The following is a 24,813-nucleotide window of genomic DNA, read 5'->3' on the forward strand; positions in this document are numbered from 1 at the left end:
CTTATGGAAACGGATGCGGGTGTGGATTGAGTTGTTCAAGTGTCAGCGGTTGTTTCGCATACCCGAGTTCCATTGGCACCCGGAGCACCCTCTCCAGCCCTCTTATGCGGGTAAGGTGATGACCGAATGTCATCGGCAGCATCCCCGGAATCAGCACTTTCACGCAATACAAACCGTTCCGTCTGATTTCTGGTGTCGTTTGGTCCACAACAATCACATCAAGGTCCAATCGACGAAACACCTGAAGAATGTCCTTCAGATCATCGGTTAGGTCTGCATGACTTGACTTCCAATTGAATTCCTCTTCAAACGTTCGCAACGGACGATGTTCATCCAACAAAAACTGAAGGCGCTCTTCGGCTTGCGGCAAACCGTACAGCATGCCATGATCATCCATGTCCTGTACCAGAGAAGAATCATGCAGCATTCGCACATACTCCTTCCGGTTCGCCTCAAATTTCTCGTCAAGATTCAGCATCATCCCAGTCAATTCGTGAACCGCACTTTTCACCGCCCGTACCGGGTCAAGATGAGCGCCTGCCGCACAGATAAGATTCAATCCCTTTGGCTTCCTGTTTTTCGCCAACGCCCAAACGCTTGGAATTCCGTGCTCCATCGTTGAGTTAAAAAAATACAGATCATATCCCGCCACCGCCCGAATACGGTCGATCATCAACTGCAGTTCTTGGTCATCAGCGGAATAAGGGTCAAGACGCGGGAGGGGCATCTGCCCATACCAAGTCATCAGGAACGAATCACGCTCCACCACTTCCAAAATACCGTAGAAAATGGCCTCCTCCAAACTTCCGCCTAACGCGCATCCGTTTGAAGTTTCATAGACAAATCCCTGCCGTCCGCAGCCCAAACTGTAATAGGAAAGCAGCTCCGGAACCAAAATCGGACGCTCTTGCAAAAATGAATAGCCCCAAACCCAATTCATTGGGCGATCAGGATCAAACGGTTTAAATGGAAATCCAGGCCGCGCATACTGTTCCTTTTCGTGCACCCCTACCTTTATAGGATTGAGCGCTTGATCTTCCAGATTGCGGAAACTGTCATAGACTACTGTCCGTTTGCCGCGGGGTTCGAGGCCGCAGTACCGCTCCAACCCTTCCAAAATGGCAGTCAACTCACTTACCGCGTATGAATGAGTCCGGCCTGCTGCTCCCTCGTCCGCCGTAAACAAAGGCAGATTGACACTGGCATCTGCAAATGGCGTCACAAGGTCATACATTTTACCATTCAAAAAGCCAGTCCGATAATCCAGATAGTCTTTGACTAAAACTTTACTCAGGTCATCCATCGAACGGCAGCGGAAACTGTCGGTGCTGATCTTTGGACTTGACTGCAGCGAAATTCTGGCCGCATCCGGTGAATCCTCGGGTAATTGGCCACAGACCGAACACAACGGGTAGGGAAGAAAAGAATGCCAAGAACTCTTCAGTGTTTTCAAGTTGATTAAATATACTCTTCCTTCCGAATGCGCCTGATCACCATGCAATACCCTTTTTACCTCTGCCTCGATCAGGTGAGCCATTTGCAAAAGTCCCGTAAGCGACGCCCACGAGTCGCTCGACATTCCACCGTGCGCCTCCAGTCTCTGTTGTATCTCCCACATCTCTTTACGGTCTGGTCCTGCCATGAGATGCCGATGATCCGCACACTGGGAGCACCCCGGCGTTCCCGGGCGAACGAGCGGACCGACCACGCCCTCGCCAAATGAAACGAAGCCTCGCAGCCAAGGAATGCCGGTTGGCTGCAACACCTCTTCCGCCTTTTGATGAACAGAAGGATTCCAAGCATCGTGCAGCACCAGAGCCAAATCAATCGATTCCGGTATTCCTGACTCAAAATCGGTTTGACGAACTACCTGATATTGAGAGGACAGATCTCCGCATACGCGGTCTGCCAACAACCCTTCTCCGACAACCGCCACGACTGCACTCACCGTGATTCCTCCTCTCGCAGCAACACACCAAACACTCCTGCCAGTTTCTCCTTCAAAAATGGTTCCATCTCTAGTTCAAAGACCGAAAGCCGCTTGCAGTTTCGTTCCAAGATTTTCATAGCGGACTGCAAAACTTCGAATTGTGCCGTCTCCTCACAGGCGGGGATCATAAGGTTTAGCGGCGCCTTTTCTTCAAGAAGCACGGACGAAACTTTAAACGCTTGTGTCGTGAGTCTATCCGCTCGATTTTGTGCCTTCACAAGCGCTTGCTGCAACGCTTTCCGCAGCGCCAATGTTATATTCAAACCTGTACTGCCATACCAACCGCCACTCGTACCGACCCATACTACAGGAAAACCGGATACTTCCTCACCTAAGCCGATCATTGGTGTTCCCTGCATCGTGGTCAGTGCCTGCAAATAAAACCGGCAGCGTTCATCTTCTATCGCGCTCAACTGCACCGGAGCAACAAGATTCTTCTTATTGATCTGTTGCTTTCTCAGCTCCTCATCCAAACACTTTTGCAGCCCACGGCAAATACTTTCTGCAAACGTTTCTCCTGATCCAACCCCAACAAATTCCTGCGGTTTTACCATACTATTCTCTATTTCCTGATGTGGAGGCAGTGTCGCAGCGAGTAAACCGGCCATTCGTGACACATACGCTTCAATCCCGGACAGACCCGCCTCCCTTCGTGCTTCCTCATGCGTCAGTCCTGTACAAACAAGGTCTGGCAACAGCTCAGCCGGTCCCTCCGACAACGGATCAACTGCCTGAACACGGCACTGAGCCAATGGCAGCTGCTTTAAATCTCCCTCTTCCCAAATATGGAAAATCCCTGATTCCTCTGATGCCAACTGGTGAAAATAAAGAAGCAGTTCACCCGGCTCACCTTTGCTCAAGCCTTGATCGAGCCGAATATCGAAATCCTCAACCCATTTAGCTGATGTACGTCCGGTCACCAGTGGATGAGGCATGAACGAATGCCAGTTTCCTTCCAACGTTTCCAAATCAAGCAGAAAAAATTGATTTTTCTGTTCCAGTTTGCTAACTCCGGTAACTTCTTTAAACAATTCAAACACGATCACATTGGCCAACATCGCTCCGGCTGTGGAAGAGAAGGCAGGTAATTGCTGATCTTTGCATAACACAGATTGGTGGATGCGACGCCAAGCAGACTCCCAGCACCCGTCAGAATCCGGATGCACGAACGGACCCGCCAGCCCCACTTGCTGCAAGCATATAGCGGGGAGAAACACCTTTTTCTCTTCCTTGCAAACCTTATGAAGAAGCCGTAGATTTTCAACATCACCCTCCTGAGATACATACAAAATCGAATCAAACGGCTGTACAATTTCCCGCCAAGAACTTACCTCCTCCTTCGTTAGTGTGACCTCCTCTACCGCCACCTCAGGATCTGTTTTACGGGCATGTGCCACGAGTTCCATCAGCCGCCGTCTATTGGTCGGTACCGTGTCTGTGATTAACACTTGAAACTTGGGCAATCCGGATTCAATCAACGAAGAAACCAACGAAAGAAAAAAAGGGCCTGAGCCAACTGCCAACACTTTGGCCTGACGATACGCTTGAAAACGGTACGCCCCCGAATCGACAAAACTGTCAACAAATTCAATTTGAGAAGCATACTTTTTAAGAACCTGATCCGTCAATTGATGCGGACGATCTTGGCTCACATCTCGAACAAACCCATTTCGATACAGGACCTCTGCAATTTCATACACCCTGTCCCGGTATGGACCCGGCAATCCTTCTGTCAATTTCCCCAACGTGTACTCCCCGTTGAACATCGGTATCAGCTTTTCAACCCATTGATCGATCGTACTGCCTTCCATACGAAAAGAACTTAAGTTGTTCCGAAAATACACACCTCTGTTTGGATCAGGGAGAAAAAACGTGTCCCTTTTCACTTTCAGACGCATAGAAGGGTTCAAAATTGTCATTTCGCTCCTCCTTTAGCCATAGCTGTTCTTAAATCTGCATCATCACCACTATCATCCTATGTATAGCAATTTGTCCCTTATGTCTAATCTTATAGAGAAGAGAGGCTGTCTCAAAAGCCTAAGGGTCAGACCCTTATGAGACAGCTTCGGCCTCTTCTCCTTAGGAAACCACGGTTTTCGTTAGAAAACTAGAACGATTATCCGCCGCAACGACCGCCGCCACAACGACCGCCGCCACAACGACCGCCGCCGCAGCGAGAGCAATTAGAGCAACGAGAGCAATTAGAACAACGGGAACAACTAAAGCAGTTAAAGCAGCGAAAGCAACTAAAGCAACTAACGCAATTAGAACAATTAAAGCAATTAGAACAACTAAAGCAACTAAAACAACGGCCAAAACCACCCATACCACCGAATTGTCTAGTTTGATCAATATAGTACATGTTTGGGTCCAAAGGAACTGCCTCGTTCGCATGGAAATCACCGATATTCAACATTTGGAGTTCAGTTTGGAAATCATTCATTTTTATACCTCCTAAAATAAGTTAACAAAGGGCGCCAGCAACATGGAAAGGGAAACAAAACGAGTAAAATCACAAAAACAACTTTGTAATAGGCGGATCCATTACTATTTCGAATACTCTCCCCAACAAAATATGTACGATATTTAGGTATTGTTACTGATTCAAACACCCATTCTTTTGGGTCTTCGGTAAAACCATTCAAAACGAAAACAGGATGGGTCACATGAGAATAAGGCGGGAGGGTACAAATATTGTCGTGGGGATCATGTAAAACACTCAATTTTTAAGCTTATTAGATTCGTATTCTTTTTCATACAAAAAACGGAGAGTATCTTTACTTACTCTCCGTCAATTAAATATTCAAACTGCCAGAAGGTTGATCACATTGCTTATTTTAATTTCTTTATCGCCTCATAAATCATCTCTACAAGTCTTTCTCTGTCCACTTCAAACGCGACATTCGCATTTTTTTGCTTGCCTGTTATATTATTTTTATCTACAACGGTTTGTCCCCTTGTAAATTCGCCTTTTGTTTCAACTTCAACATTGCAAGGAATTACTGTAAATAACGATGGATCGATAAGGTAGGCTACAGCACAAGGATCATGAATGGCATCAACCCGATCGCCTCGAAAATAGAAATCCAACATGCCCGCAACGATTTTACCTGTTTGATTGCCAATATGGCGAATTCGTTCAATTTCCTCTTTAAACATCGGAACTTGATGTGTAACGTCCAGTCCAAACATTGTAATTGGAATTCCCGAGTTGAAAACAATCTGAGCGGCTTCCGGATCTACATAAATATTGAATTCGGCTACAGGCGTCCGATTTCCGCCAAAACAAGCCCCTCCCATGATTGAAAGTTGTTCAATCTTGGCAACGACCTCTGGATAAGATTTTACTAAAAGAGCGATATTGGTGAGCGGTCCAATTGCGACAATGGCCACTTTTTGATCGGAAGTTAATATTACATCCCTCATCGCTTCCAATGCCGACCGTTGACTTACTGAACAGGTAGGTTCTCCTAAATCTATTTCTCCAAATCCTGATTCGCCATGTGCTTCAGAAGCAACGACCAAATCTCTGAGTAATGGTTTGTCAGCCCCTTTTGCGACTTCAATTTGTTCCTCGCCAATAAAACTTACTAACTTTAAAGCGTTGCTAGTAATCTTCTCTATTGTTTGATTCCCTGCACAAGTTGTAATGAGTTTAACGTCCAGTTCCTCTGAAGCAATTGCAAGAAGAATTGCTATTGCATCATCAATCCCTGGATCACAATCAATAATAATTGGTTTAGACATTCAAATACCCCTTTACATCTATTTTTTCTACACTTTTGGACAATAGAAACTTGTTCAAGATGTTCAATCTTCTTTTCAAGGTTCTCGCAACACTTATTGAGAAAACATTTTATTAAAATTATAAAAAAATTTGATCTTTTGTAAATCCGATAATTACTGAACTTCCTTGCGCATCAAGATTGAAACGAACAACAATGGCAATTCTTTACACAAGTAAATCAAAAAAGTGCCCCAAAAGTTATACCTTCGAGACACTTTTCATCAAATGAATGATTCACGTTTTCCTTCGCCACGCTCGTCACTTTTCACCTAAACTATAAACAGATTCTACTCCTGTCTATTCGGAATCACACAATTTCCATCAACACAGCTAGCATCTTCTGCTGCTTCTGTTGAAAGATCCTGGAATTTTGGTGCAGATGATTCCTCTTGCCATACTTTTTGAAGTGCATTCACGAATGTTTCCATTGGCTGTGCACCTGAGATCGCATATTTTTGATTGATGACAAAATACGGTACCCCGCGAATGCCATATTGCTGTGCAATTGCTTCGTCAATTCGTACATCATTTGCATAAGCATTCTTATCTTGAAGGACATTTAATGCTTCTTGCCGGTCTAATCCGGCTGCTTCTGCGATATCTGCCAGTGTTTCATGATCACCAATGTGCTTTGATTCTGTGAAATACGCATAAAGCAATTTCTCAGTGATTTCAGCTTCTTTTCCATTTTTTTTTGCAAATTTAGCTAAACGATGGGCATCAAATGTATTTGTCGGCTTCATCGTATCGAAGTGAAAATCCAAACCCACGCTGGCTGCATGCTGCTTAATACCTTCATTCGATCGTTTTGCTTGTTCGACACTCATTCTATATTTTGCTGCAAGTAATTCGTGAATATTTTTATCACTCTCTTTTGGTGCATTCGGATCAAGTTCAAAGCTTTTATATTCAATCTCTACTTGATCTTTATATGGAAATTGAGCCAGCGCCTGTTCTAACCTGCGCTTCCCGATATAACAAAACGGACATACAAAATCAGACCAAATTTCAATTTTCATTTTAACACCTCATTTGTTCGTCATTAATAACATAGTAACACACTCACTATGAAATCTATGGATTGAATGCTCAAAAGAGTACAACTCAATAAAATGAACGTTTACAATCTACTAAAGTTCTGATCAATTACAAAAAAAGAGAAAGTTATGAAATAGTTTATTCCAAAGAAAAAAGAGCACCCTAACCGATGGCCAGCTGCTCTTCTATTCTATTCCAATTCTTTTCCTATCCCTTTTTCCAGGATTTATGTTTTGATTCAGAATCATCGTTTCCATTGTTATTATGTTGGATTTACTTAGTCAGGCATAACGGAGAAAATCAATTTTTTTTGCCTTGAAAACACGATACCCCAATTTTTCTCCATAAGAGATTAATAATTTTTGATGTCTTTGAATGACATCGTCGATTTTTGGATCCAATTGAGTGGAGTGAATATGTTCAGATAATTCGTTTTCCTCTAATGTATATTCGTCTAATTCCTCCAGAACGGAATTCGCTTTTAGTACTTCCACTTTTTTGAAGCCTGCCCGTTTCATTGCCTTTATCCATTCTTCTTCAGTCAATATATCTTTCATTTCATAAAACTTCATAATTTCTGCTTTTTCATTTCTGTTTAATCTTTGTTCAGCAGTCATATCAATATTTAGCAACAACCCGCTCGGCTTAAGTACTCGAAAATATTCCTTTAATGTTTTCGAGATATTCGTAAAGGCAGTTGATGATTCAGCAAGGATATAGTCGAATGAATCGTTTGAAAAAGGCAGTTTTTCAATATTTCCTTTGAAAATTTTTACGGGAAGGTTTTCTTCGGTAATTCTTTGAGTTGCTTTCTTGATCATTTCCGGATGATTATCTATGGAGTAAACATTGCAAGAAAAAGTTTTTGCCAAATATGAAGATGTTTGACCGGTTCCACACCCTGCATCAAGAATTTTTGTATGACGATGAATCCTTTCATTTTTCAACATTTTTTTCGTTAGCGCAAATCCGCCAGGGTGCGCTCCATCTATTCCGTAATACGCTAAAGCATCTTGATATGAAACACTCACGACATCAACTCCTCCAGTTTGAAAATAAGATGGTCTATTTTATGATGAACCCCCAAAATTGACACATCATTCAATTCGTAAAAATACAAATTTCAACTGCTTTTCCACATTCGCCTTGTGTATATAACTATTCAAACAACAACTTGTGGACATAACCTAGTAAAGGGTAGGAAATTAAACAAGTATATTGGAGGTGTATTGATTATGTCTGCAGCACGTTATTACGATATGTGCAACCGCGGCATTGGAAGAGCTGTACAAATACGGACGCATGACGGCCGTATCCACCGAGGTATTATTGAGAGAGTTTCTCCGAACCGAGTATTTCTTCGTCCCTTTGGCAGAACCCGGAACTTTGGGGGATTCGGTTATCCTTGGGGCTGGGGCGTTGGAACTGGCTTTGCTTTTGGAGTTGCCTTAGGAGCAATCGCATCATTGGCGTTCATTCCATTTTTCTGGTGATAGAACCTAATAAAATCGAGGATTTTTTATTCACTTTGAATAAAGAGAGAAAACTGACCTAAAACAAAGAGCTAAGCACCCTTCGTTACTTAATATTGAAAATATGATCAATGTTTCTACTATATATTAAATAACTTCAGATGGGTGCTAAGCACTTTTAGGTGAGTCTCTTTCAAGCATGATTAGGCTGCTTTACTTTTTCACGTACTTTCAGTGTGGATTTCATGATGAATGGATATAGCAGCAAGCCAAAAATAAACAAACCAATCCCTAGTAAAAAGGTTTTCATGTCACCGGTTCCAGTTTTAATAACCCATAGAGAATAAAGGAAAGCCAGAATCGTTACCACTCCATCAACTTTTCTGGAACCCTTTATTTTATCGTATGTTTCACCTTTTATAACGATTTTTAATTGGTAGATGGTCGATACAAGATATGGAATTAAATAGGCTAATGTAGCAACGACAATCGCGAAATCATATGCTTCTGCTATTGTTCGGGAAACCGTTGAAAAAAGGAAGAGTTGAGTCATGATGTTTGTTAGTGTCAGAGAATTTACAGGGCTTCCTTTTTTATTGGTCTTCGCGAAAAATGCAGGAAATAATTGTACCTTTGCTGCCTGGTATGGAACCTCTGAACTCACAACGATCCATCCTACTGTTGATCCGAAAAGAGAAATAAGGGCAAGTAGTGCCATAATGGCTGCACCGTTGCTTCCAATAACAGCCTCTAAGGCATCCACTAAAGGTTTTTGAGATTCTCTAAGCTGATCTTGCGTTAATGCTCCCATAGTTAATAAAGTGATTCCAACATAAATCATAATAGAGACCACTAACCCAATAATGGTTGCTTTCCTTACATCACTTTGAGATTTTGCGCGGTTTGACAGCATCACAGCTGATTCGATACCAATAAAAGCCCAAAGGGTAGCAATCGCGGCTGCATTTATTTGACCGCCTAATAAAACATGATTTCCGGATGAATCAACAAACTCTTTCCCGTTTCCAAGATTTGCTGCGTCAAATATAAAAATTGTCAAAGCTATAAATAAAGCAAATCCAAGTACTTTTGCGACTGTCGCAACAAGATTCATTTTTCCCGCATAATGAAAGTTTTGCGTGAGAATCCATTGAATTCCCCATAGCATCACCGTGCAAACAAGGAACGTGATCGTTTTCCCTAACTCTAACTGAAATGAACCGATCGCGAACAATGGTTTCACGCTCTGCATAATCGGAAAAAAGGTTGATAAATATCCAGCAAATGTGATAATCACTGAAGCTGTTGCAGCCCAGTTAGCAGACCAGTATCCCCAAGCCATACTATATCCTGCAATTTTTCCTGCTTTTGGCGATGAAAACATTGCTTGAGCATAACTCTGAGGCCCTGCCTTCAAATCCGGTCTTCTGATAGCTAAATTTCCGAATACAAGAGCGATCATAAACACACCTAACCCGGTAACTCCCCACGCAAGAGTAGAACCCAGCGGGCTTGAGACTTGCGCTAAATTAGCAGGCAGCATAAATATTCCACCGCCTACCATATTTCCTATGACAAATGTTGTCAGGATCAATAACCCCCACTTTTTGTTACTCATTTTTTATAACTCACCTTTCTTTCATCACCCACAAAAACTTGTTTGTAAAGACTACATATATGGCATAACAGCAACACAGACACAAGAATGAATTATGCCGCCAGCCGAAATTTTCAAGCAAGAACGATGATTCAATGATCAAGATAAAAATGTTCCAATGATTTGAAATGAAACATAACTAACTCTCCCTCTTTCTATTCACGTATAATATTTTAAAATAATATTTTAGTTTAGTAAATTGGTAAATTACTAAAGAATTATTAAGAATTTTCAATCATAGAGAAGTCTCTGTCTCTGATCATGTTTTTATTAAACAAACCTTTGCCATAAAAGGATTGACAAATGAAAAGAAAAAACACTAGAATAAATATTGTCACTTATTTGGTATAAAGCTTTAAAGGATTAAAGTGGAGTTTCTTTTAATAAACTATTATTGTAAACAAGCAAACAAGTAAGAATAACACTCTTTCAGTGAATAGTTTTTCGAAGGAAAACGAAGAAAACTTAATATAAGCAGAAGCGTTAATCATCTTGGAAACAGCCTGGCGGTATCCGCAAATGTTATTTGTCCCTGCTGGATTCCCAGCAGGGATTTTAACTGAATATTATTAATTATTTTTTGTACAAAATCTTTTGAAAGGCAGGAGCAGCATGGAAAAAAATCAACAAGAGTTAAAGAAAGGTTTATTACCTAGACACGTACAGTTAATAGCTTTAGGCGGCATGATTGGAACGGGGATTTTTAAAGGAAGTTCAGATACGTTAAATATAGCGGGGCCGAGTGTCATTTTTGCCTATCTTTTAGGCGGACTGTTATTATTTATCGTCATGGCGTCGTTGGCTGAGATGGCGATTGTTTATCCTGAGTTGAATGTTCAGAATCTGATCTATAAAGCTTTCGGTTTTCGCGTATCCTTTATTGTTGGATGGCTTTATTGGATCAATTGGATTATTGTAACCATTGTCGAAATTTTAGCTGCAGGAAGTTTCTTAAAATTTTGGTTTTCGGATGCCCCGTTATGGCTGCTAAGTTTCCTTTGTGCAGTTGTGATTGTGGGGATTAATTTATTTCAAGTGAAGTATTATGGCGAGCTAGAGTTTTGGTTTGCAGGAATAAAAATATTGGCATTAATCGCCTTTATTATTTTAGGATTTTTTATTTTATTAGGAATACTCCCTAGTTCGATTCAAGATCCTTTATCTAATTACACTACAAATGGCGGGTTCTTTCCTCATGGAATTGGTGGTATTTTGAGTGCTTTTTTAGTCGTAATGTTTTCATATGGCGGTGCCGAATTGATTGGTGTAGCTGTTAAAGAAACGAAAGATGCAAAACAAGTATTACCGAAAGTGATAAAAGGGGTCGTTTGGAGAGTCATCCTTTTTTATATTCTTCCTATTCTTATTATTTGCGGCTTAATGCCTTGGAATAAAGTTTCAGGTGAAGATAGTCCATTTGTACAGGTGTTCAGCATAACAGGACTTCCAGGAGCTGCTCATATTATGAATTTTGTCCTTTTAACAGCTGTATTATCAGCAGCAAACTCTGGTATGTATGCTACCTCAAGAACGTTATATTCTATGGCTCAAAGCGGCGAGGCCCCGAAAAGATTATTAAAAATTACGAAGCAAGGAGTACCGATCAATGGCATTATAATTACTGGAACTTTTCTATTAATTGGCGTGTTTTTGGCATATATGACTCCTGATCAAGTGATCAGTTATCTTATGTCCATACCTGGTTTTACCGTGATGTTAATTTGGACAAGTATTTGTTTCGCTCAATTAAAACTCCGTTCCCAATATAAAGAGAAACCATTCTTCCAGATAAAATGGTTCCCATACACAACAATATTTGCCATTGTTTCTTTATTGATTATCTTCATCTCTTTTATTTTCAATAAAGAAAATATTATCGGCACAACAGTTTGCTTTTTCATATTATTGATAGTGACAACACTCTCTTTCATTACAAGAAACAGAAAACTTTCTTGAGTTTTTATTCTCAACCCTAATATGGAAATAGGTCTCATTTAAAAACATAACTAACAAAATAAGGCGGTGTGAGCGGAGCCAAGCTAAAAAAATTTACAAAGCTAAACATGTATCTTGCTAATAATAGGTTGGCATTTCTATTTTTGTTGGCGCAGCTCCGCCCCTTTACCACAGAAAAGAAAAGACGATGATATAAATGACTAAATGAGGTTGGCGAATAGTTTGCCAACCTCTTTTTTGAATAATAGAAAAGTATAAAATTGGATCATATAGTAAGGCTGATTTGTTCGAATAAAATCATCATTGCATTTTTATTTAATTATTTGTATAATTATGAATAATTTGGTAAAGGGGAGCTAAAATGGAACTAATTCCTGAGTCTACTAATTTAATGGACTATCTGGAAGAATTAAAAGTTGTCGATTTTTCTCATCCATTAATTCAGAAAAAAATCAATGAATTGTTTCATGAAGGGCAGTCAGATATTGAAAAAACTAAAACGCAAAGATGGGTTAGAAATGTATAAATATCATTTACCAGAAGATTTATAAACATATGGTTTCTTTCTTGTTGAAGTATTCACCCTTCCAATTAATCTTTGGAAGCTTACATTTTGAACCATTTCTTCGCAAATATGCCAGTAAGCGTCCTTTGCTTTCTGCTTAGCTTGAAAGAAGTTAAAAACGAACCTTGAACAGCCAATCGTTTTGTTAATGAGTTCCATTTGTTTTTTGTTTGGATAGATACGAAATTTATAGGCTTTGTGAACGATCATGACGTTCTCCTCGCTTTAATCGAGAACATTTGTTCTCATTATAGCATAGTGAGGAAGGTTTTTGCTATCGCCAACCGACATTCATCCCCCACTTACTCATTGGGCTTCGCCCTTCCCATTCCTTAAGTGGGGGTCTTCTGTCGGGAAATGATAAAAAGGAATATCCTCCTTCAACAGTGAAGAACAAATGCTCGAAGCAGTAGTCTTCCCTAGGAAACATTCAGCACTCAAATCCCTGGAAGAAGAATAAGAGAAAGGAAGGGTATTCTTCTTTCCTAAAATGTAATGAAAAAAAGAGCCTAAAGGATGCTCGGTATTTTGATGTGCTGGGGAAGTATTTTGACGGGCATTCGCATACGGCTACTATTGAGCTGTTGGCGTCTTAATTGAGTTGCAAAAACGCATGACATTTTTTCGTGTCATGCATTTTTGATAAGGTGTGATGTATTATTTCCGCCAAAAATTCGTATATTCTGCTTTATCCTGAATATTAAATTCAATCATTTTCTCAAGTAATTCGTAATTTACCGGCTCATTCCACGGAATTCGAAACAAGCCTTTGGTAGCGCTGTAGCCAGCTTGGGCGATTTCATCGGCAAAGTGCGCAATGCCTACTTCTTCGGGTGAAACGCTCAAATGATGCTTCGCTGTGGAAAAGCCGATGATAAATGTGCCGTGATCGGTAAACATTGGCGTATTCCACTTGATTTGCGGTTCCAAATTTGGGAATTTATTACCAACCCACGCCAAAATTTCCTCTGTTCGGGCGCGGTGGTCCGGGTTATCGATACCTGCTAAATATTTCGCAAAAACTTCCATGTCTTCCTCCATCGATATTATGCTATTGCCGCCAAAATTTCGAATTATCAGCCTTATCCTTGATATTAAATTCAATTATCTTCTCTAGCAATTCGTAATTAACTGGTTCAGTCCATTGAATTCGGAACAAGCGTGAGGAAGCGCTGTAGCCAGCTTGGGCGATTTCATCGGCAAAATGCACCATTGTCTTTTCTTCGGGTAAAATGCTCAAATGATTCTTTGCTGCGGCAAACATAATGATGTATGTGCCGTGATCGGTAAACGTGGGTTTGTTCCACTTGATTTGCGGTTCCAAATTTGGGAATTTATTAGCAACCCACGCAAAAATTTCCTCAGTTCGGTTGCGGTGGTCGGGGTTATCGATACCTGCTAAATATTTTGCAAAAACTTCCATGTCTTCCTCCTTCGATATTATGCTATTGCCGCCAAAAATTCCAATTATCAGCCTTCTCCTTGTTATTAAATTCAATTATCTTCTCTGGCAATTCGTAATTAACTGGTTCAGTCCATTGAATTCGGAACAAGCGTGAAGAAGCGCTGTAGCCAGCTTGGGCGATTTCATCGGCAAAATGCACCATTGTCTCTTCTTCGGGTAAAATGCTCAAATGATTCTTTGCTGTGGCAAACATAATGATGTATGTGCCGTGATCGGTAAACGTGGGTTTGTTCCACTTGATTTGCGGCTCCAGGTTTGGAAATTTCTCAAGTATCCACGCAAAAATCTGCTCGGCTCTCTCTTTTTAAGCAAACACACCTTCCTTTACGGATGGTGCTTCGTTGACTCCCCCTGAACTGAAAGCACTGCCACGTCCTCTATAAACATATTCTACCAGAATTGCCAGTAATAAATGCACTAAATACTTAATAAAGTCAAAATGTTACTCCACTTATATAACCGATTTTTCGCAAAATATCACCTCGTTATTGAGACAATTCTTATGAGCCACTCTAAACTATGATTTTATCAGTCTACTACACTTGTATCAATAGAGTACACTCTATTGATATATAATTGAACTAATTAACTGAATAACTGCAGAAATGATATGATACTTTATGAAAATTGCGAGAGGTAGAGAATTACTTACACCGGAACAGCGACAGGCCTTTATGCAATTCCTGAAGATAAGTGGGTGCTAGGAACCTACTACACTTTTTCCAAACGAGATTTAGAAATTATAAATAAGCGAAGAAGAGAAGAAAACCGTTTAGGGTTCGCCAATTAGCCGTTCTTCGGTATCCCGGTTGGCCATACACATAGTCATTTGCATCGCAATCACCTGTTAAAGTTATCTCGCTTAGGTTCAAGATATGAGCCTTATTTTAAAAGAGACCGTGTTATGCCCAGTTTTTCCAACAGAGATCAAAACATACAACTATACGTTGCCACACCCTGTTTGCATTTTTCGATTAAAAATCCACTTTATCATTGGAGGCGTGACAATGGTTGTAACGAGTATCACGATAATAATTACCGCAAACATATCTTGACTTAATAGTTTGGTTTTTAAACCAATAGAAGCGATAATTAATGCTACTTCACCACGGGACACCATTGCTGCGCCTATCCCGAACGAACGATTCCAAGAGAATCCGGATATTTTTGCACCGATTGATGCACCGATTAACTTTGTAAGAATCGCTACGATACTTAATAGAACGATCAGCCTAAAATTTTCAAAAATACCCTTAAATTGAGCAGAAATCCCAATGGATGTAAAGAATACTGGGACAAAAATAGAATAACTAATGGTCTCCACTTTTTCGAACACTTCCTGTTTGTAATCCGTTAAACGAATCGCAACTCCCGCTATATAAGATCCGATCATCGCGGCAACCCCTGTGTGTTCTGCCAAGTACGCATAAACAAAACAGATAATGAAAGCTGACGAAATGACAGGTTCCGTAACTTTTATCGTTGCAAATTTTTTCAAAAACTTAGGAACGACTTTCCATCCAATAAGGATAGCTGCCGCGAAAAAGAGCATCTTCTTTAAGACAACCGTCCCTATGTTGATATCTCCGCCAGTAAGACTCATTAAAAACGCTAAAGCAACAATAACTAATACATCATCAATAACGGCTGCTCCTAAAATAGTTGCTCCTTCACGAGATTTTAATTGATTGATTTCTTTAAGAGCTTGAACAGAGATGCTTACACTGGTAGCTGAAAGCAATAGCCCCAAAAACCAGGATTGTATAGGTGTAAAATTTAGCATAATTCCAGACAAAAATCCTAAAAAAAGAGGAACAATAATTCCGCTGACACCTACAAATACGGAAGCTTTTCCCGTTCGTTTTAACTCATCTATATCTGTTTCTAATCCAGCAAGAAACATAAGCAAGATTACACCAATTTGACTGAACTGTGTTAGTGTATCTGTATTAGCCACTAATCCTAAAACAGATGGTCCCAAAATAATTCCAATCAGGAGTTTGCCAAGAACGGAAGGCTGCCCTAATCTTACGCTAATGTCCCCTGCAATTTTGGATGCAAATAATATAATCGCTAATTGAAGTAAGAACATTTAATACCGCCTTCTCTCTTTCATTTGATTTTTTCATTCTTAATAAATGCAAAAAGAGCCTGTCATCAAGGACATAGCTATCCCTTGATGACAGACTCCACCAGTAAATCCCGATATTTTACATTTGATATGATATCATATTTTTACTATTTACGACAACAGGTTAAGTTTCTTTCATTTGATTGATTAATAGTTACTTCATTTTCATTAACTTTTGAATCGTTACAAGGACTTCATCTAAAACTTCCATGTCACCTTCTTGAATTCTTTCCACCACACAGTTTTTTAAATGGCCCTCCAGAAGAATTTTTGCCACACTGTTTAAAGCTGATTGCGTTGCTGAAATTTGTGTAATCACATCGTCGCAATACGTATCTCTTTCAATTAACCCTTTAATTCCGCGAATTTGGCCTTCGATCCGATTTAAGCGGGTAATGAGATTTTTCTTCACTTTATCGGAATGATGGCTTTTTCTATTACTTGTAACAGTTAAGCAGACCTCATCATGTAAGGGATCATTTTCTAATTCAGAAACCATTCAGATTCCCTCCTTGACTTTAACTTTTACTTTATCATACCCCTGTACAGTATGCAAAGGGACAGATTTTCTTTTTTGGCCGACAAAATGGGATATTTTCAGTATTTATAACCTTACTAGTGGAATTATTTTCTATTCATGTTCACAATTCTCCTTTAATTATTTAACGTCTTACCAAAAAAATAAGAATCAAAATAACATATTTTAATGAATTGTTTTTCGCAGGGGACTGTTCATTTACATGAATCATACACCGATATTAATCTAAACACTGTTCTTCTGTTATATATATTTATGTTATGACGCTTGGTTAAAGCCTTATTTTAGCTATTGTCACTTTTTTCAATTTCCTCAATATGTTTGATTTCGGAATAACATAAGAAGGGTAAGTTGTTGAAATGAGGAGGTGTGAAGATTCGTGAACCAATTTAAATCCATACAGCGTTTTGTTAAGGAAAGAGGACGTTTCAAACAATAGTTGCTGAATGGTTCCAATGCAAATCATTCTGTCCGATATTACATAAGCGCAAAAAACATGTTTGACTGCAGACAAAATAAGGTCCAGAGCTATTGTCTGAACCCTATTTTGAACTGCCTCTAATTTATCAACAGTTTTAGTTTCCCAATTTTTCTATTCTAATTTGCTTTTTTTTCTAACTCATGTAATGTTTGAATCAATTGATCATTTAATTTTCCAAGTGTTTGTTTATCAAGTGGACTTACTTGAGATCCTGCTACCTCTGGATTCAAAGATTTTTCAAGCTTTTCATAAAGCTCTGGGTATCTCGGCTTTACTCCATCCTCAAAAGTCTTCCAAATTTCCTCTAATTTTGGTCCAGTTTCTTTCACCTTCTCTTCATCGCCAGCATTGATCGCTTGTTTTAGCTCTTCCGCCGTTGTAAGCATCTTTGAAACCCCGGCTTTCACATTTGTAGCATTAGTCTGCTCTTTTGATGAAGACTGGGTATTATTTGATTGATTTGTAGCCTTATCCGTAGTAGTTGAATCACTAGATGCAGATTGGTTGGCCGAACTACACCCAGCTAGAGCTAATGTACTAGCTAAAGCAAATGCAGCAATGGTGTTTACAATTTTCATAGAATTAATTCCTCCTAATACTTTAGTTTTGTATAGTTTTCTGAATCTGTTTTCTTTGTTTTTTGATTCGGTTCCACATCAAAGCCGCCAAAGCAAACAAGAGCAATGCCATTTGCGGAATGGCACTCTGCCAGGATGGATAGAACCCTAAGAAATCGATGCTTGGCAAGTTTTGAAATGTTGTAGACGGTAAAAACCCTGCGAGCTGAAAGCTATGAATACCGAGTCCGGTAAATTTGAAGCACAGATAGAAGACAATCAGGCTTGATACCTGGAAAAACGGTTTCATAGGCAACTTAACACCAATGACCAGCATGAGGTAAGCAAAAACTGCCAAGATGCCAAAACCAACCAAAATACCAATTATTAACTTTTGAAAGCTAATCTGATTGACCATACCAATAATGAAAAGTACAGTCTCTGTTCCTTCTCGAAAGACGGCTAAGAAAGAAATTATACCAAGGGAGACCATACGACCCGTATCCAACGCTGATTGACTTTTGTTGCGGATATATTGATTCCACTCGGCAATATTTGACTTACTATGTAGCCAATAACTCATGTAAAGAAGCATCACGGCTGCTACAATACCCGTCCAGCCCGAAATTAGGAAATTATTCTGACCGAAAGCGCCAGATGTGAAAACGAATTTTACAAATAACGCTAAAATAGCACTCAGAACTAAACCAGCTAAAACACCACTCCAAATCCAAGCTTTTCCTTTCGCTTCATTAGACTTTTTAACTAAGGCTAATAATGCACCTACAACCAGTAGAGCTTCCAATCCTTCACGAATCGGTATCATTGCGGCGTCCCAAATGGTATAACTGGATTTGCCGGCAAGCGGTGTCAAATACTCGATCATCTTGTCGAGCAGCTGGGCAGCCCCCTTGTAATTACCAGCAGAGATCATCGCATTCACCGTGACCATATCTCGCTCTGCATCGTTATACACTGTGGCCGATTGTGCCACCACATTCCCTTCGATGCTGAGCCAAGATTCTTGAACCTTTGTCATATTCAAAAGAGACGACAGCTGGTCTTTATTTTCCACCTTTTCTTTTGTTTTCTGTAACATTAGAATGAAATCGGAGAGCGTGATGTTTTGCTTCTTAAATCCTTCACCCTTGGAATACTTGCCATTAATGAATTTTTCATTGACACTTTTAAGTCCCTGCAATGCCTTGACAACATCTTGTTGCTTGTTTTTTATGAAAGCATATTGCACTTGACCCATTTTTGACTCAATATCACTATATGCTTGACCCGAGTCTGACTTCACCGTACTCTCAATTTCGAGCCAAGTATCATTAAATTTCTGGTAGATTTTCTGTGCTTCTGATAGATTGCCTTGCTTCGCAAGCTCTAATGATTGATCAACATATTGCTGCGCTTTACTCATATTCTCCGTTCCCTGACTTGCAGCCCACCCAGTAAGCGGTTTTATTCCTGCTAGCAACAATAGAAGAACGAAAAAGGAAGCATATCTAATTTGCCTACACATATCATCAGCTCCGTAAACCTTTTATTTAATTGATAACGATTATCATTATTTATGTAACTGATTATTATTATCATTTAAAACAGCTATCCTGTCAATAGAATAATTTTATTCTAATGTTTGTATAAATATATAAATTATTGAGGCTGATAATGAGCAAAACTACGAACCATGCACTCTTAGTTGCTAAATAAAACATTAAATCAAAAATTAGAGGCTGTCTCAAAAGCCAGTGGGTCAGACCCTTATGAGACAGCCTCTTATACTTTCTTCACATATCTATTTTTTATAACTTTACCCTTTGCAGTCGGAGTGCGTTGAGCACAACGGACACAGAGCTGAATGCCATAGCAGCGCCTGCGAGCCATGGTGCAAGGAAACCAATCGCGGCTACCGGAATTCCAAGAGTATTATAAGCAAAGGCCCAGAAAAGGTTTTGTTTAATATTGCGAATGGTTATCTTGCTCATAAAAATAGCATCAGCAATACTGTTAAGATCACCCCGGATCAGTGTAATATCGGCTGCTTCCATGGCTACATCCGTTCCTGTACCGATCGCCATCCCGATATCAGCAGTGGCCAGTGCAGGTGCATCGTTGATACCGTCGCCTACCATCGCAACTTTTTTGCCCTTTTGCTGTAGTTTCTTCACTTCTTCTGCTTTGCCTTCAGGCAGTACTTCTGCAATCACATGTTCTATCCCTGCCTGTTTCGCAATTGCCCGGGCAGTCTGCTCGTTATCGCCTGTAATCATAATGACTTCAAGTCCCATCTCTTTCAATCGATTAACAGCTTCCGCAGAGGTTTCCTTTATTGTGTCTGCTACCGCAACAATCCCAGCAAATGATCCATTAATTGCTGCAAGCATGGCTGTTTTGCCTTGTTTTTCAAGACCTTCCATTTGATCCAAAACATGATTAATTTCTACATTATACTTATTCATCAAACGTCGAGTACCTACTAGGACTTCCTTTCCATCAACCATTGCTTTTATGCCATAGCCGGGAATTGCCTCGAACTCTTCAGCATTCTTGAGAGCCATCTTCCTTTCTTTAATTCCTTCTACGATGGCCTGAGCAAGCGGGTGTTCAGACTGTTTTTCGGCAGACCCGACAAGCATTAAAAAATCCTTTTCGTCCATTTCTGTTCTCACATCTGTCAAAACAGGTGCACCGTTAGTGATCGTTCCTGTTTTATCTAGTACAACCGTATCAATCCTATGGGTCATTTCGAGATGTTCTCCGCCTTTAAAAAGAATTCCATATTCAGCTGCCCTGCCTGAGCCCGCCATGATGGACGTCGGTGTTGCAAGTCCAAGAGCACAAGGGCAAGCTATGACAAGAACAGCGATTAATTTTTCTAAAGCTTCGGGAAAATCTCCAGGCGCTGCCCATAAATACCAGACAAAAAACGTAATTATTGCGATTCCAACAACGATCGGTACAAAAATTCCGGAAATTGAATCTGCTAATCGCTGAATCGGTGCTTTAGAGCCTTGAGCTTCTTCCACAACTTTAATAATCTGAGAAAGGGCTGTATCTTTACCAACTTTTGTTGCTTTTATTTTAATAAATCCATTTTTATTGATTGTAGCTCCGATTACTGTATCGCCGACCGTTTTATCAACTGGCACGCTTTCCCCTGTGATCATCGATTCGTCAATAGCGGAGCGGCCTTCCAAAATTTCACCGTCAACCGGAACTTTTTCACCCGGCTTTACTAACATGATATCACCAACAACTACTTCTTCGAGCGGAATTACTTTTTCCACTCCATTGCGCAATACGGTTGCCGTTTTGGCTTGCAATCCCATTAGCTTCTTAATTGCTTCTGAAGACCGGCCTTTCGCTTTTGCTTCGAACAGTTTACCAAGAATAATTAACGTAATTAAAATGGCGCTTGTTTCAAAATACAGATCTATTGAATGGGTATTGTTTCCAATCGATTCAATGGCTAAGTAGACACTGTAAAAATAAGCCGCTGACGTACCGAGTGCAACTAGTACATCCATATTGGCGCTTTTGTTTCGCAACGCCTTGTAAGCTCCTATATAAAACTGTTTACCAATATAAAATTGTACAGGTGTTGCCAGCGCCATTTGCACCCATGGATTCATAAAGGCTTCCGGAACGTAAAGAGAAGATGTGAAGGTAAAATGGCCGGCCATAGCCCAAAGTAAAGGGATCGATAATATCAATGAAAATATGAACTTTCCTTCCTGAGTTTTGATTTCTTTCAAACGATGATCGACTGCTTCTTTATCATTATCTTCATTTTTCACACTTGCACCATAGCCAAGTTTTTCAACCCTTTGAATCATATCTTTAGGTGAAACAATGGATGGATTATATTCAACCGCTGCTTTTTCGAGGGCAAGGTTAACGGTGGCATTGATAACTCCCTCCATTTTATCAAGCCCTTTTTCAATCCTCGCGGCACAAGCAGCACATGTCATCCCGGTCAAGATCAACTCAGTTTTTTTCGTTAAAACATCATAGCCAAGATCTCTAACTTTTTTCTGAATATCCGCCGGCCCCGTCACGGCAGGGTTATATTTTACGGTGGCTTTTTCAAGTGCCAGATTTACGTTCGCATCCTGTACACCTTCCATTTTCTTTAAACCTTTTTCAATTCGGGTGGCGCAGGCTGCACAAGTCATACCGGTTATTTGAAATTGGCTTTCTAGAATTTTTTCACTCATCGCCAAACACCTCATACCTATATAGGGTATATATTTATGAAAAAGAGAGCGTGCTGCACATACAGCACGTTCACACGTTTACTACTTGGACAACTTCATAGCCTTGATCATCAATGGTTTCCTTAATTTGATCAAGAGTCACTTCATTTGCATTGAATTCAACATCTACTGTGCCATTTTCAAGATGAACGTTTACATTTGATACACCTTTAAGCTCACCGACACTTCCTTCGACCGCTTTTACACAGTGGCCGCAAGACATGCCTTGTACATGTAATGTTACTTTTTCCATGATTGTCGTCTCCTTTTACAGCTTAGTTAATTTTTGGATAGCGTTGTTGAAATTTGTGTAATCACATCATCACAATAAGTATCTCTCTCAATTAACCCTTTAATTCCGTGAATTTGCCCTTCAATCCGTTTTAAGCGGGTAATGAGATTTTCTTTACTTTCTCGGAATGATGGCTTTTCATGTCACTAGTAACCATGCAGCAGCCCTCTTCTTCTTGGAAGGGATCATTTCTAATTCAAATACCATATGATTCCTTCCTTTACTTAATAAATATCATACCCCTGTATGGTATGTAAAGAGATTTCATCTTTTGTTCATTTTTCACTGGAAAAGTGGTTAGAAAACAAAAAAGATCCTCACAAACAAGGATCTTTTCTTTTCATACTGTGCCTATAATAATGTAAATCTTTGCTCAACCGTTACGTACCCGCTACCTATATCGTGGACATATTCATTTCACTTTATACATAAGAAAAATTTTTTTAACAACTGGATTTCGATACTTCAATGAAATTCATTTAAAACAACATTTAAAAATGACTTTATTGATTTAGTTGGTTAATATGAAAAAATAATTCGAAAAGTAAGGCAAATAATATATTGATTTTTCTTATCGGAATAATTATACTAAGTGATATCAATTTAGAGAACTTCGAAAATTAAATATTTTTTAACTTTTCTATCCAGAGAGGCGGAGGGACTGGCCCAATGAAACCTCGGCAACAGACTATACTGTGCCAATTCCAGCAAGCGAATGCTTGAAAGATAGGAAAGAAAGCAAACGTTGATTCATGAATGATGAATAGTTTGCCTCTTTCCTTATCTGGGAAAGAGGTTTTTTTTATTCTCTAAATAGGTTGGGAGGAAAGGAAGGATTGGGAAATGAAGGTACTCATAACTGCTCCTTATAACGAAAATCGCGTGAACTGATCCATAGACCTGCACGTAATGCCCAGGTAGTAGCGGAAAAGTTCAATTATTATGAGGAGTAATGCTAAAGTTTTAATAAAAAAATTTAGGAGGGTATCAATGTCAAAAAATCAATTAGCTCAAGATAACGTAGCTTTGGAAAGCAAAATTCTTATCAAAGAGCATTCCAAAGTAGCGATTTCAAGTTTCATCGGGACTACGATTGAATGGTATGATTTCTACCTTTACGGCACGGCCGCTGCTCTGGTCTTCCCGGCTTTATTTTTTCCGAATTTCGATCCAATTTATGGCACAATGGCTGCCTTTGGCTCATATGCAGCAGGGTTCATTGCTCGTCCGCTCGGGAGTATGGTATTTGGCCACTATGGAGACAAACTTGGACGTAAGAAAATGCTAACGATCTCACTCTTACTTATGGGACTAGCAACATTCCTCATGGGCTTTCTCCCTTCTTATCATTCAATCGGTTTGTTAGCCCCATTGTTAATAAGTCTTCTCCGCGTGATACAAGGATTTGCAGTAGGTGGTGAGTGGGGAGCGGCTGTTGTTTTGGCAGTGGAACATGCCCCGCCTGGCAAACGAGGACTATACGGAAGTTTCCCACAAATGGGGGTGCCAGCAGGGTTACTATTATCCACTTTAGTTTTCTCGTTAGTTAACAATCATATGTCGAACAATGCTTTCTTGTCCTGGGGATGGCGGATTCCATTCTTGTGCAGTGCTATTTTGATCATGGTTGGCCTCTTTGTACGTTTAAAAGTGAGTGAATCACCAGTGTTCTTGGAAGCAGCGGAAAAAAAGCAACAGGAGGAACGACCTGTACTTACAGTCCTTCGTGAACAGAAAAAGCCTTTGTTCTTAACTATTGGTATGAAATTAGTACAGAACGCAGTGTTTTATATTTATACCGTATTCATTCTTAGCTATATTGTGAACACGCTTCATATGGATCGCTCGGTTGGACTAAATGCAGTTATGATTTCCTCTGTGATAGGTTTAGGGACTCTCCCACTTTGGTCTTACCTATCCGACAAGATTGGACGTAAGCCGGTGTATCTGTTTGGCACGATCGCTTCAACACTGTTTGTGATCCCCTTTTTCTGGTTGATGGACTCGGGTTCGGTTCTCTTGATTACAATTGGTATTGTGATCGGTTTGAACGTTTTTCACGACGCGGTCTACGGACCTCAGGCTGTGTATTATTCCGAACTGTTCGGTACCAAGATACGTCTAAGCGGTGCATCAATAGGCTACCAGGTAGGCGCTGTTCTAGCAGGTGGTTTATCGCCAATAATCGCCACTTGGCTGTTAGCAGAATTTGATGGTAAAAGCTGGCCGATCTGCCTATATCTTATCGCGCTAGGCGTTCTAAGCATTGTTTCAACTTTGTTTGCCCGCGAAACATACCGTGACTATTTAACATAAGTTCAGTAGGATATCAAATGAAGACGGAGTTTTTCTGTGCTGTTGACCAACGCATTCCTAGGGATGTCCAATATAGGCCACATGATCCGAACAATGACAACAAAGTAAAGAGCATTGGACACTGAGTTATTTGGGAAGTTAGTTCAAGAAGAAACACGTTTTTGGTTAATTGGAAATAAAATTAAAGTTATATGCCGCAAAAAAACAAAAAAGGAAAAAACGATAAAAGAGAGCCTGTCCCATAGAGATCTATGATCCCTTAGCGACAGGCTTCTCAAAAAATAATTTATTTTTCCTAAATCTTAC

Annotated in this window: 20 protein-coding genes, 4 pseudogenes and 1 riboswitch; of the genes and pseudogenes, 5 read left to right on the plus strand and 19 right to left on the minus strand. The window is 40.0% G+C overall.

The window, feature by feature from the left end:
* Window position 1: 1 nt before the first annotated feature.
* The 7 genes and pseudogenes from BMMGA3_RS08840 to BMMGA3_RS08865 form a co-directional block, all read right to left on the minus strand.
* Window positions 2–1,948, minus strand: a complete 1,947-nt coding sequence (locus BMMGA3_RS08840) for a TOMM precursor leader peptide-binding protein (RefSeq protein ID WP_004434480.1) — start codon at window positions 1,946–1,948, stop codon at window positions 2–4.
* A complete protein-coding gene (locus BMMGA3_RS08845; protein ID WP_004434482.1) occupies window positions 1,945–3,909 on the minus strand; it encodes a putative thiazole-containing bacteriocin maturation protein in 1,965 nt (654 codons plus the stop codon). The genes BMMGA3_RS08840 and BMMGA3_RS08845 overlap by 4 nt, the downstream gene beginning before the upstream one ends.
* A 160-nt stretch (window positions 3,910–4,069) precedes the next feature.
* On the minus strand, window positions 4,070–4,312 hold the full coding sequence (locus BMMGA3_RS18785; RefSeq protein ID WP_412150330.1) for a hypothetical protein: 243 nt from the start codon (window positions 4,310–4,312) through the stop codon (window positions 4,070–4,072).
* Window positions 4,236–4,433: pseudogene (locus tag BMMGA3_RS18790) on the minus strand (heterocycloanthracin/sonorensin family bacteriocin); the annotation flags it as partial. The pseudogene BMMGA3_RS18790 and the gene BMMGA3_RS18785, both read right to left, overlap by 77 nt.
* Before the next feature lie 389 nt (window positions 4,434–4,822).
* Window positions 4,823–5,737 carry a nucleoside hydrolase gene (locus BMMGA3_RS08855; protein ID WP_004434486.1) on the minus strand — a complete coding sequence of 305 codons (915 nt, stop codon included), beginning with the start codon at window positions 5,735–5,737 and terminating at the stop codon, window positions 4,823–4,825.
* Window positions 5,738–6,064: 327 nt separating this feature from the next.
* A complete protein-coding gene (locus tag BMMGA3_RS08860; RefSeq protein ID WP_004434488.1) occupies window positions 6,065–6,796 on the minus strand; it encodes a DsbA family oxidoreductase in 732 nt (243 codons plus the stop codon).
* 300 nt (window positions 6,797–7,096) lie between these two features.
* Entirely contained in the window at window positions 7,097–7,846 is a 750-nt protein-coding gene (locus tag BMMGA3_RS08865; protein WP_004434490.1) for a class I SAM-dependent methyltransferase, read from the minus strand.
* A gap of 204 nt (window positions 7,847–8,050) precedes the next feature.
* On the opposite strand from BMMGA3_RS08865, the gene BMMGA3_RS08870 reads away from it, so the two are divergent.
* On the plus strand, window positions 8,051–8,308 hold the full coding sequence (locus BMMGA3_RS08870; RefSeq protein ID WP_004434492.1) for a hypothetical protein: 258 nt from the start codon (window positions 8,051–8,053) through the stop codon (window positions 8,306–8,308).
* 172 nt (window positions 8,309–8,480) lie between these two features.
* Here BMMGA3_RS08870 and BMMGA3_RS08875 read toward each other — a convergent pair whose 3' ends face one another.
* Window positions 8,481–9,905, minus strand: a complete 1,425-nt coding sequence (locus BMMGA3_RS08875) for an amino acid permease (protein ID WP_038502176.1) — start codon at window positions 9,903–9,905, stop codon at window positions 8,481–8,483.
* 651 nt (window positions 9,906–10,556) lie between these two features.
* Here BMMGA3_RS08875 and BMMGA3_RS08880 point away from each other — a divergent pair.
* Window positions 10,557–11,900 carry an amino acid permease gene (locus BMMGA3_RS08880; RefSeq protein WP_004434500.1) on the plus strand — a complete coding sequence of 448 codons (1,344 nt, stop codon included), beginning with the start codon at window positions 10,557–10,559 and terminating at the stop codon, window positions 11,898–11,900.
* A 361-nt stretch (window positions 11,901–12,261) separates the two neighbouring features.
* Entirely contained in the window at window positions 12,262–12,426 is a 165-nt protein-coding gene (locus BMMGA3_RS17340) for a hypothetical protein (RefSeq protein WP_004434502.1), read from the plus strand.
* A gap of 3 nt (window positions 12,427–12,429) precedes the next feature.
* Here BMMGA3_RS17340 and BMMGA3_RS08885 read toward each other — a convergent pair whose 3' ends face one another.
* The 4 genes and pseudogenes from BMMGA3_RS08885 to BMMGA3_RS17345 form a co-directional block, all read right to left on the minus strand.
* The gene (locus tag BMMGA3_RS08885; protein WP_004434503.1) at window positions 12,430–12,675 is read right to left on the minus strand and encodes a helix-turn-helix domain-containing protein; all 246 of its coding nucleotides are present in this window, start codon (window positions 12,673–12,675) and stop codon (window positions 12,430–12,432) included.
* A 447-nt stretch (window positions 12,676–13,122) separates the two neighbouring features.
* Window positions 13,123–13,494, minus strand: a complete 372-nt coding sequence (locus BMMGA3_RS08890) for an iron chaperone (protein WP_004434504.1) — start codon at window positions 13,492–13,494, stop codon at window positions 13,123–13,125.
* Window positions 13,495–13,516: 22 nt separating this feature from the next.
* Window positions 13,517–13,888, minus strand: a complete 372-nt coding sequence (locus BMMGA3_RS08895; protein ID WP_038502179.1) for an iron chaperone — start codon at window positions 13,886–13,888, stop codon at window positions 13,517–13,519.
* 22 nt (window positions 13,889–13,910) lie between these two features.
* Window positions 13,911–14,222: pseudogene (locus tag BMMGA3_RS17345) on the minus strand (iron chaperone); the annotation flags it as partial.
* A 328-nt stretch (window positions 14,223–14,550) separates the two neighbouring features.
* Between BMMGA3_RS17345 and BMMGA3_RS17350 the strand changes: the two are divergent.
* Window positions 14,551–14,752 (plus strand): annotated as a pseudogene (locus tag BMMGA3_RS17350) (DUF4158 domain-containing protein); the annotation flags it as partial.
* A 118-nt stretch (window positions 14,753–14,870) separates the two neighbouring features.
* Here the strand turns inward: BMMGA3_RS17350 and BMMGA3_RS08900 are convergent.
* From BMMGA3_RS08900 to BMMGA3_RS17355, 7 genes and pseudogenes are all read right to left on the minus strand, one after another.
* Window positions 14,871–16,022 (minus strand): cation:proton antiporter, encoded by a 1,152-nt coding sequence (locus BMMGA3_RS08900; protein ID WP_004434508.1) that lies wholly within the window; start codon window positions 16,020–16,022, stop codon window positions 14,871–14,873.
* A 193-nt stretch (window positions 16,023–16,215) separates the two neighbouring features.
* Window positions 16,216–16,560: a metal-sensitive transcriptional regulator gene (locus tag BMMGA3_RS08905; protein WP_004434509.1), complete on the minus strand. Its 345-nt coding sequence runs from the start codon at window positions 16,558–16,560 to the stop codon at window positions 16,216–16,218.
* 636 nt (window positions 16,561–17,196) lie between these two features.
* Window positions 17,197–17,658 (minus strand): hypothetical protein, encoded by a 462-nt coding sequence (locus tag BMMGA3_RS16795; protein ID WP_004434511.1) that lies wholly within the window; start codon window positions 17,656–17,658, stop codon window positions 17,197–17,199.
* Between the two features lie 22 nt (window positions 17,659–17,680).
* Window positions 17,681–19,162, minus strand: coding sequence for an FTR1 family protein (locus tag BMMGA3_RS08915; protein ID WP_004434514.1), 1,482 nt, complete (start codon window positions 19,160–19,162; stop codon window positions 17,681–17,683).
* A gap of 283 nt (window positions 19,163–19,445) precedes the next feature.
* Window positions 19,446–21,860 (minus strand): heavy metal translocating P-type ATPase, encoded by a 2,415-nt coding sequence (locus BMMGA3_RS08920; protein WP_004434518.1) that lies wholly within the window; start codon window positions 21,858–21,860, stop codon window positions 19,446–19,448.
* Between the two features lie 70 nt (window positions 21,861–21,930).
* Entirely contained in the window at window positions 21,931–22,152 is a 222-nt protein-coding gene (gene copZ, locus BMMGA3_RS08925; protein ID WP_004434521.1) for a copper chaperone CopZ, read from the minus strand.
* Between the two features lie 35 nt (window positions 22,153–22,187).
* Window positions 22,188–22,398: pseudogene (locus BMMGA3_RS17355) on the minus strand (metal-sensitive transcriptional regulator); the annotation flags it as partial.
* Window positions 22,399–22,828: 430 nt separating this feature from the next.
* A riboswitch (SAM riboswitch) is annotated at window positions 22,829–22,924 on the plus strand.
* 209 nt (window positions 22,925–23,133) lie between these two features.
* Here BMMGA3_RS17355 and BMMGA3_RS08930 point away from each other — a divergent pair.
* Window positions 23,134–24,507 (plus strand): MFS transporter, encoded by a 1,374-nt coding sequence (locus BMMGA3_RS08930; protein ID WP_237712834.1) that lies wholly within the window; start codon window positions 23,134–23,136, stop codon window positions 24,505–24,507.
* Window positions 24,508–24,813 lie beyond the last annotated feature (306 nt).

The sequence above is a fragment of the Bacillus methanolicus MGA3 genome (assembly GCF_000724485.1).
GTDB classification, from domain to species: domain Bacteria; phylum Bacillota; class Bacilli; order Bacillales; family Cytobacillaceae; genus Bacillus_Z; species Bacillus_Z methanolicus_A.

Bases quoted from the DNA above. Each gene is read 5' to 3' on its own strand.
- BMMGA3_RS08845 (WP_004434482.1), bottom strand. From the start codon at position 3,909: ATGACAATTTTGAACCCTTCTATGCGTCTGAAAGTGAAAAGGGACACG.
- BMMGA3_RS08855 (WP_004434486.1), bottom strand. From the start codon at position 5,737: ATGTCTAAACCAATTATTATTGATTGTGATCCAGGGATTGATGATGCA.
- BMMGA3_RS08860 (WP_004434488.1), bottom strand. From the start codon at position 6,796: ATGAAAATTGAAATTTGGTCTGATTTTGTATGTCCGTTTTGTTATATC.
- BMMGA3_RS08870 (WP_004434492.1), top strand. From the start codon at position 8,051: ATGTCTGCAGCACGTTATTACGATATGTGCAACCGCGGCATTGGAAGA.
- BMMGA3_RS08875 (WP_038502176.1), bottom strand. From the start codon at position 9,905: ATGAGTAACAAAAAGTGGGGGTTATTGATCCTGACAACATTTGTCATA.
- BMMGA3_RS08880 (WP_004434500.1), top strand. From the start codon at position 10,557: ATGGAAAAAAATCAACAAGAGTTAAAGAAAGGTTTATTACCTAGACAC.
- BMMGA3_RS17340 (WP_004434502.1), top strand. From the start codon at position 12,262: ATGGAACTAATTCCTGAGTCTACTAATTTAATGGACTATCTGGAAGAA.
- BMMGA3_RS08885 (WP_004434503.1), bottom strand. From the start codon at position 12,675: ATGATCGTTCACAAAGCCTATAAATTTCGTATCTATCCAAACAAAAAA.
- BMMGA3_RS08890 (WP_004434504.1), bottom strand. From the start codon at position 13,494: ATGGAAGTTTTTGCGAAATATTTAGCAGGTATCGATAACCCGGACCAC.
- BMMGA3_RS08895 (WP_038502179.1), bottom strand. From the start codon at position 13,888: ATGGAAGTTTTTGCAAAATATTTAGCAGGTATCGATAACCCCGACCAC.
- BMMGA3_RS08900 (WP_004434508.1), bottom strand. From the start codon at position 16,022: ATGTTCTTACTTCAATTAGCGATTATATTATTTGCATCCAAAATTGCA.
- BMMGA3_RS08905 (WP_004434509.1), bottom strand. From the start codon at position 16,560: ATGGTTTCTGAATTAGAAAATGATCCCTTACATGATGAGGTCTGCTTA.
- BMMGA3_RS16795 (WP_004434511.1), bottom strand. From the start codon at position 17,658: ATGAAAATTGTAAACACCATTGCTGCATTTGCTTTAGCTAGTACATTA.
- BMMGA3_RS08915 (WP_004434514.1), bottom strand. From the start codon at position 19,162: ATGTGTAGGCAAATTAGATATGCTTCCTTTTTCGTTCTTCTATTGTTG.
- BMMGA3_RS08920 (WP_004434518.1), bottom strand. From the start codon at position 21,860: ATGAGTGAAAAAATTCTAGAAAGCCAATTTCAAATAACCGGTATGACT.
- copZ (WP_004434521.1), bottom strand. From the start codon at position 22,152: ATGGAAAAAGTAACATTACATGTACAAGGCATGTCTTGCGGCCACTGT.
- BMMGA3_RS08930 (WP_237712834.1), top strand. From the start codon at position 23,134: ATGAGGAGTAATGCTAAAGTTTTAATAAAAAAATTTAGGAGGGTATCA.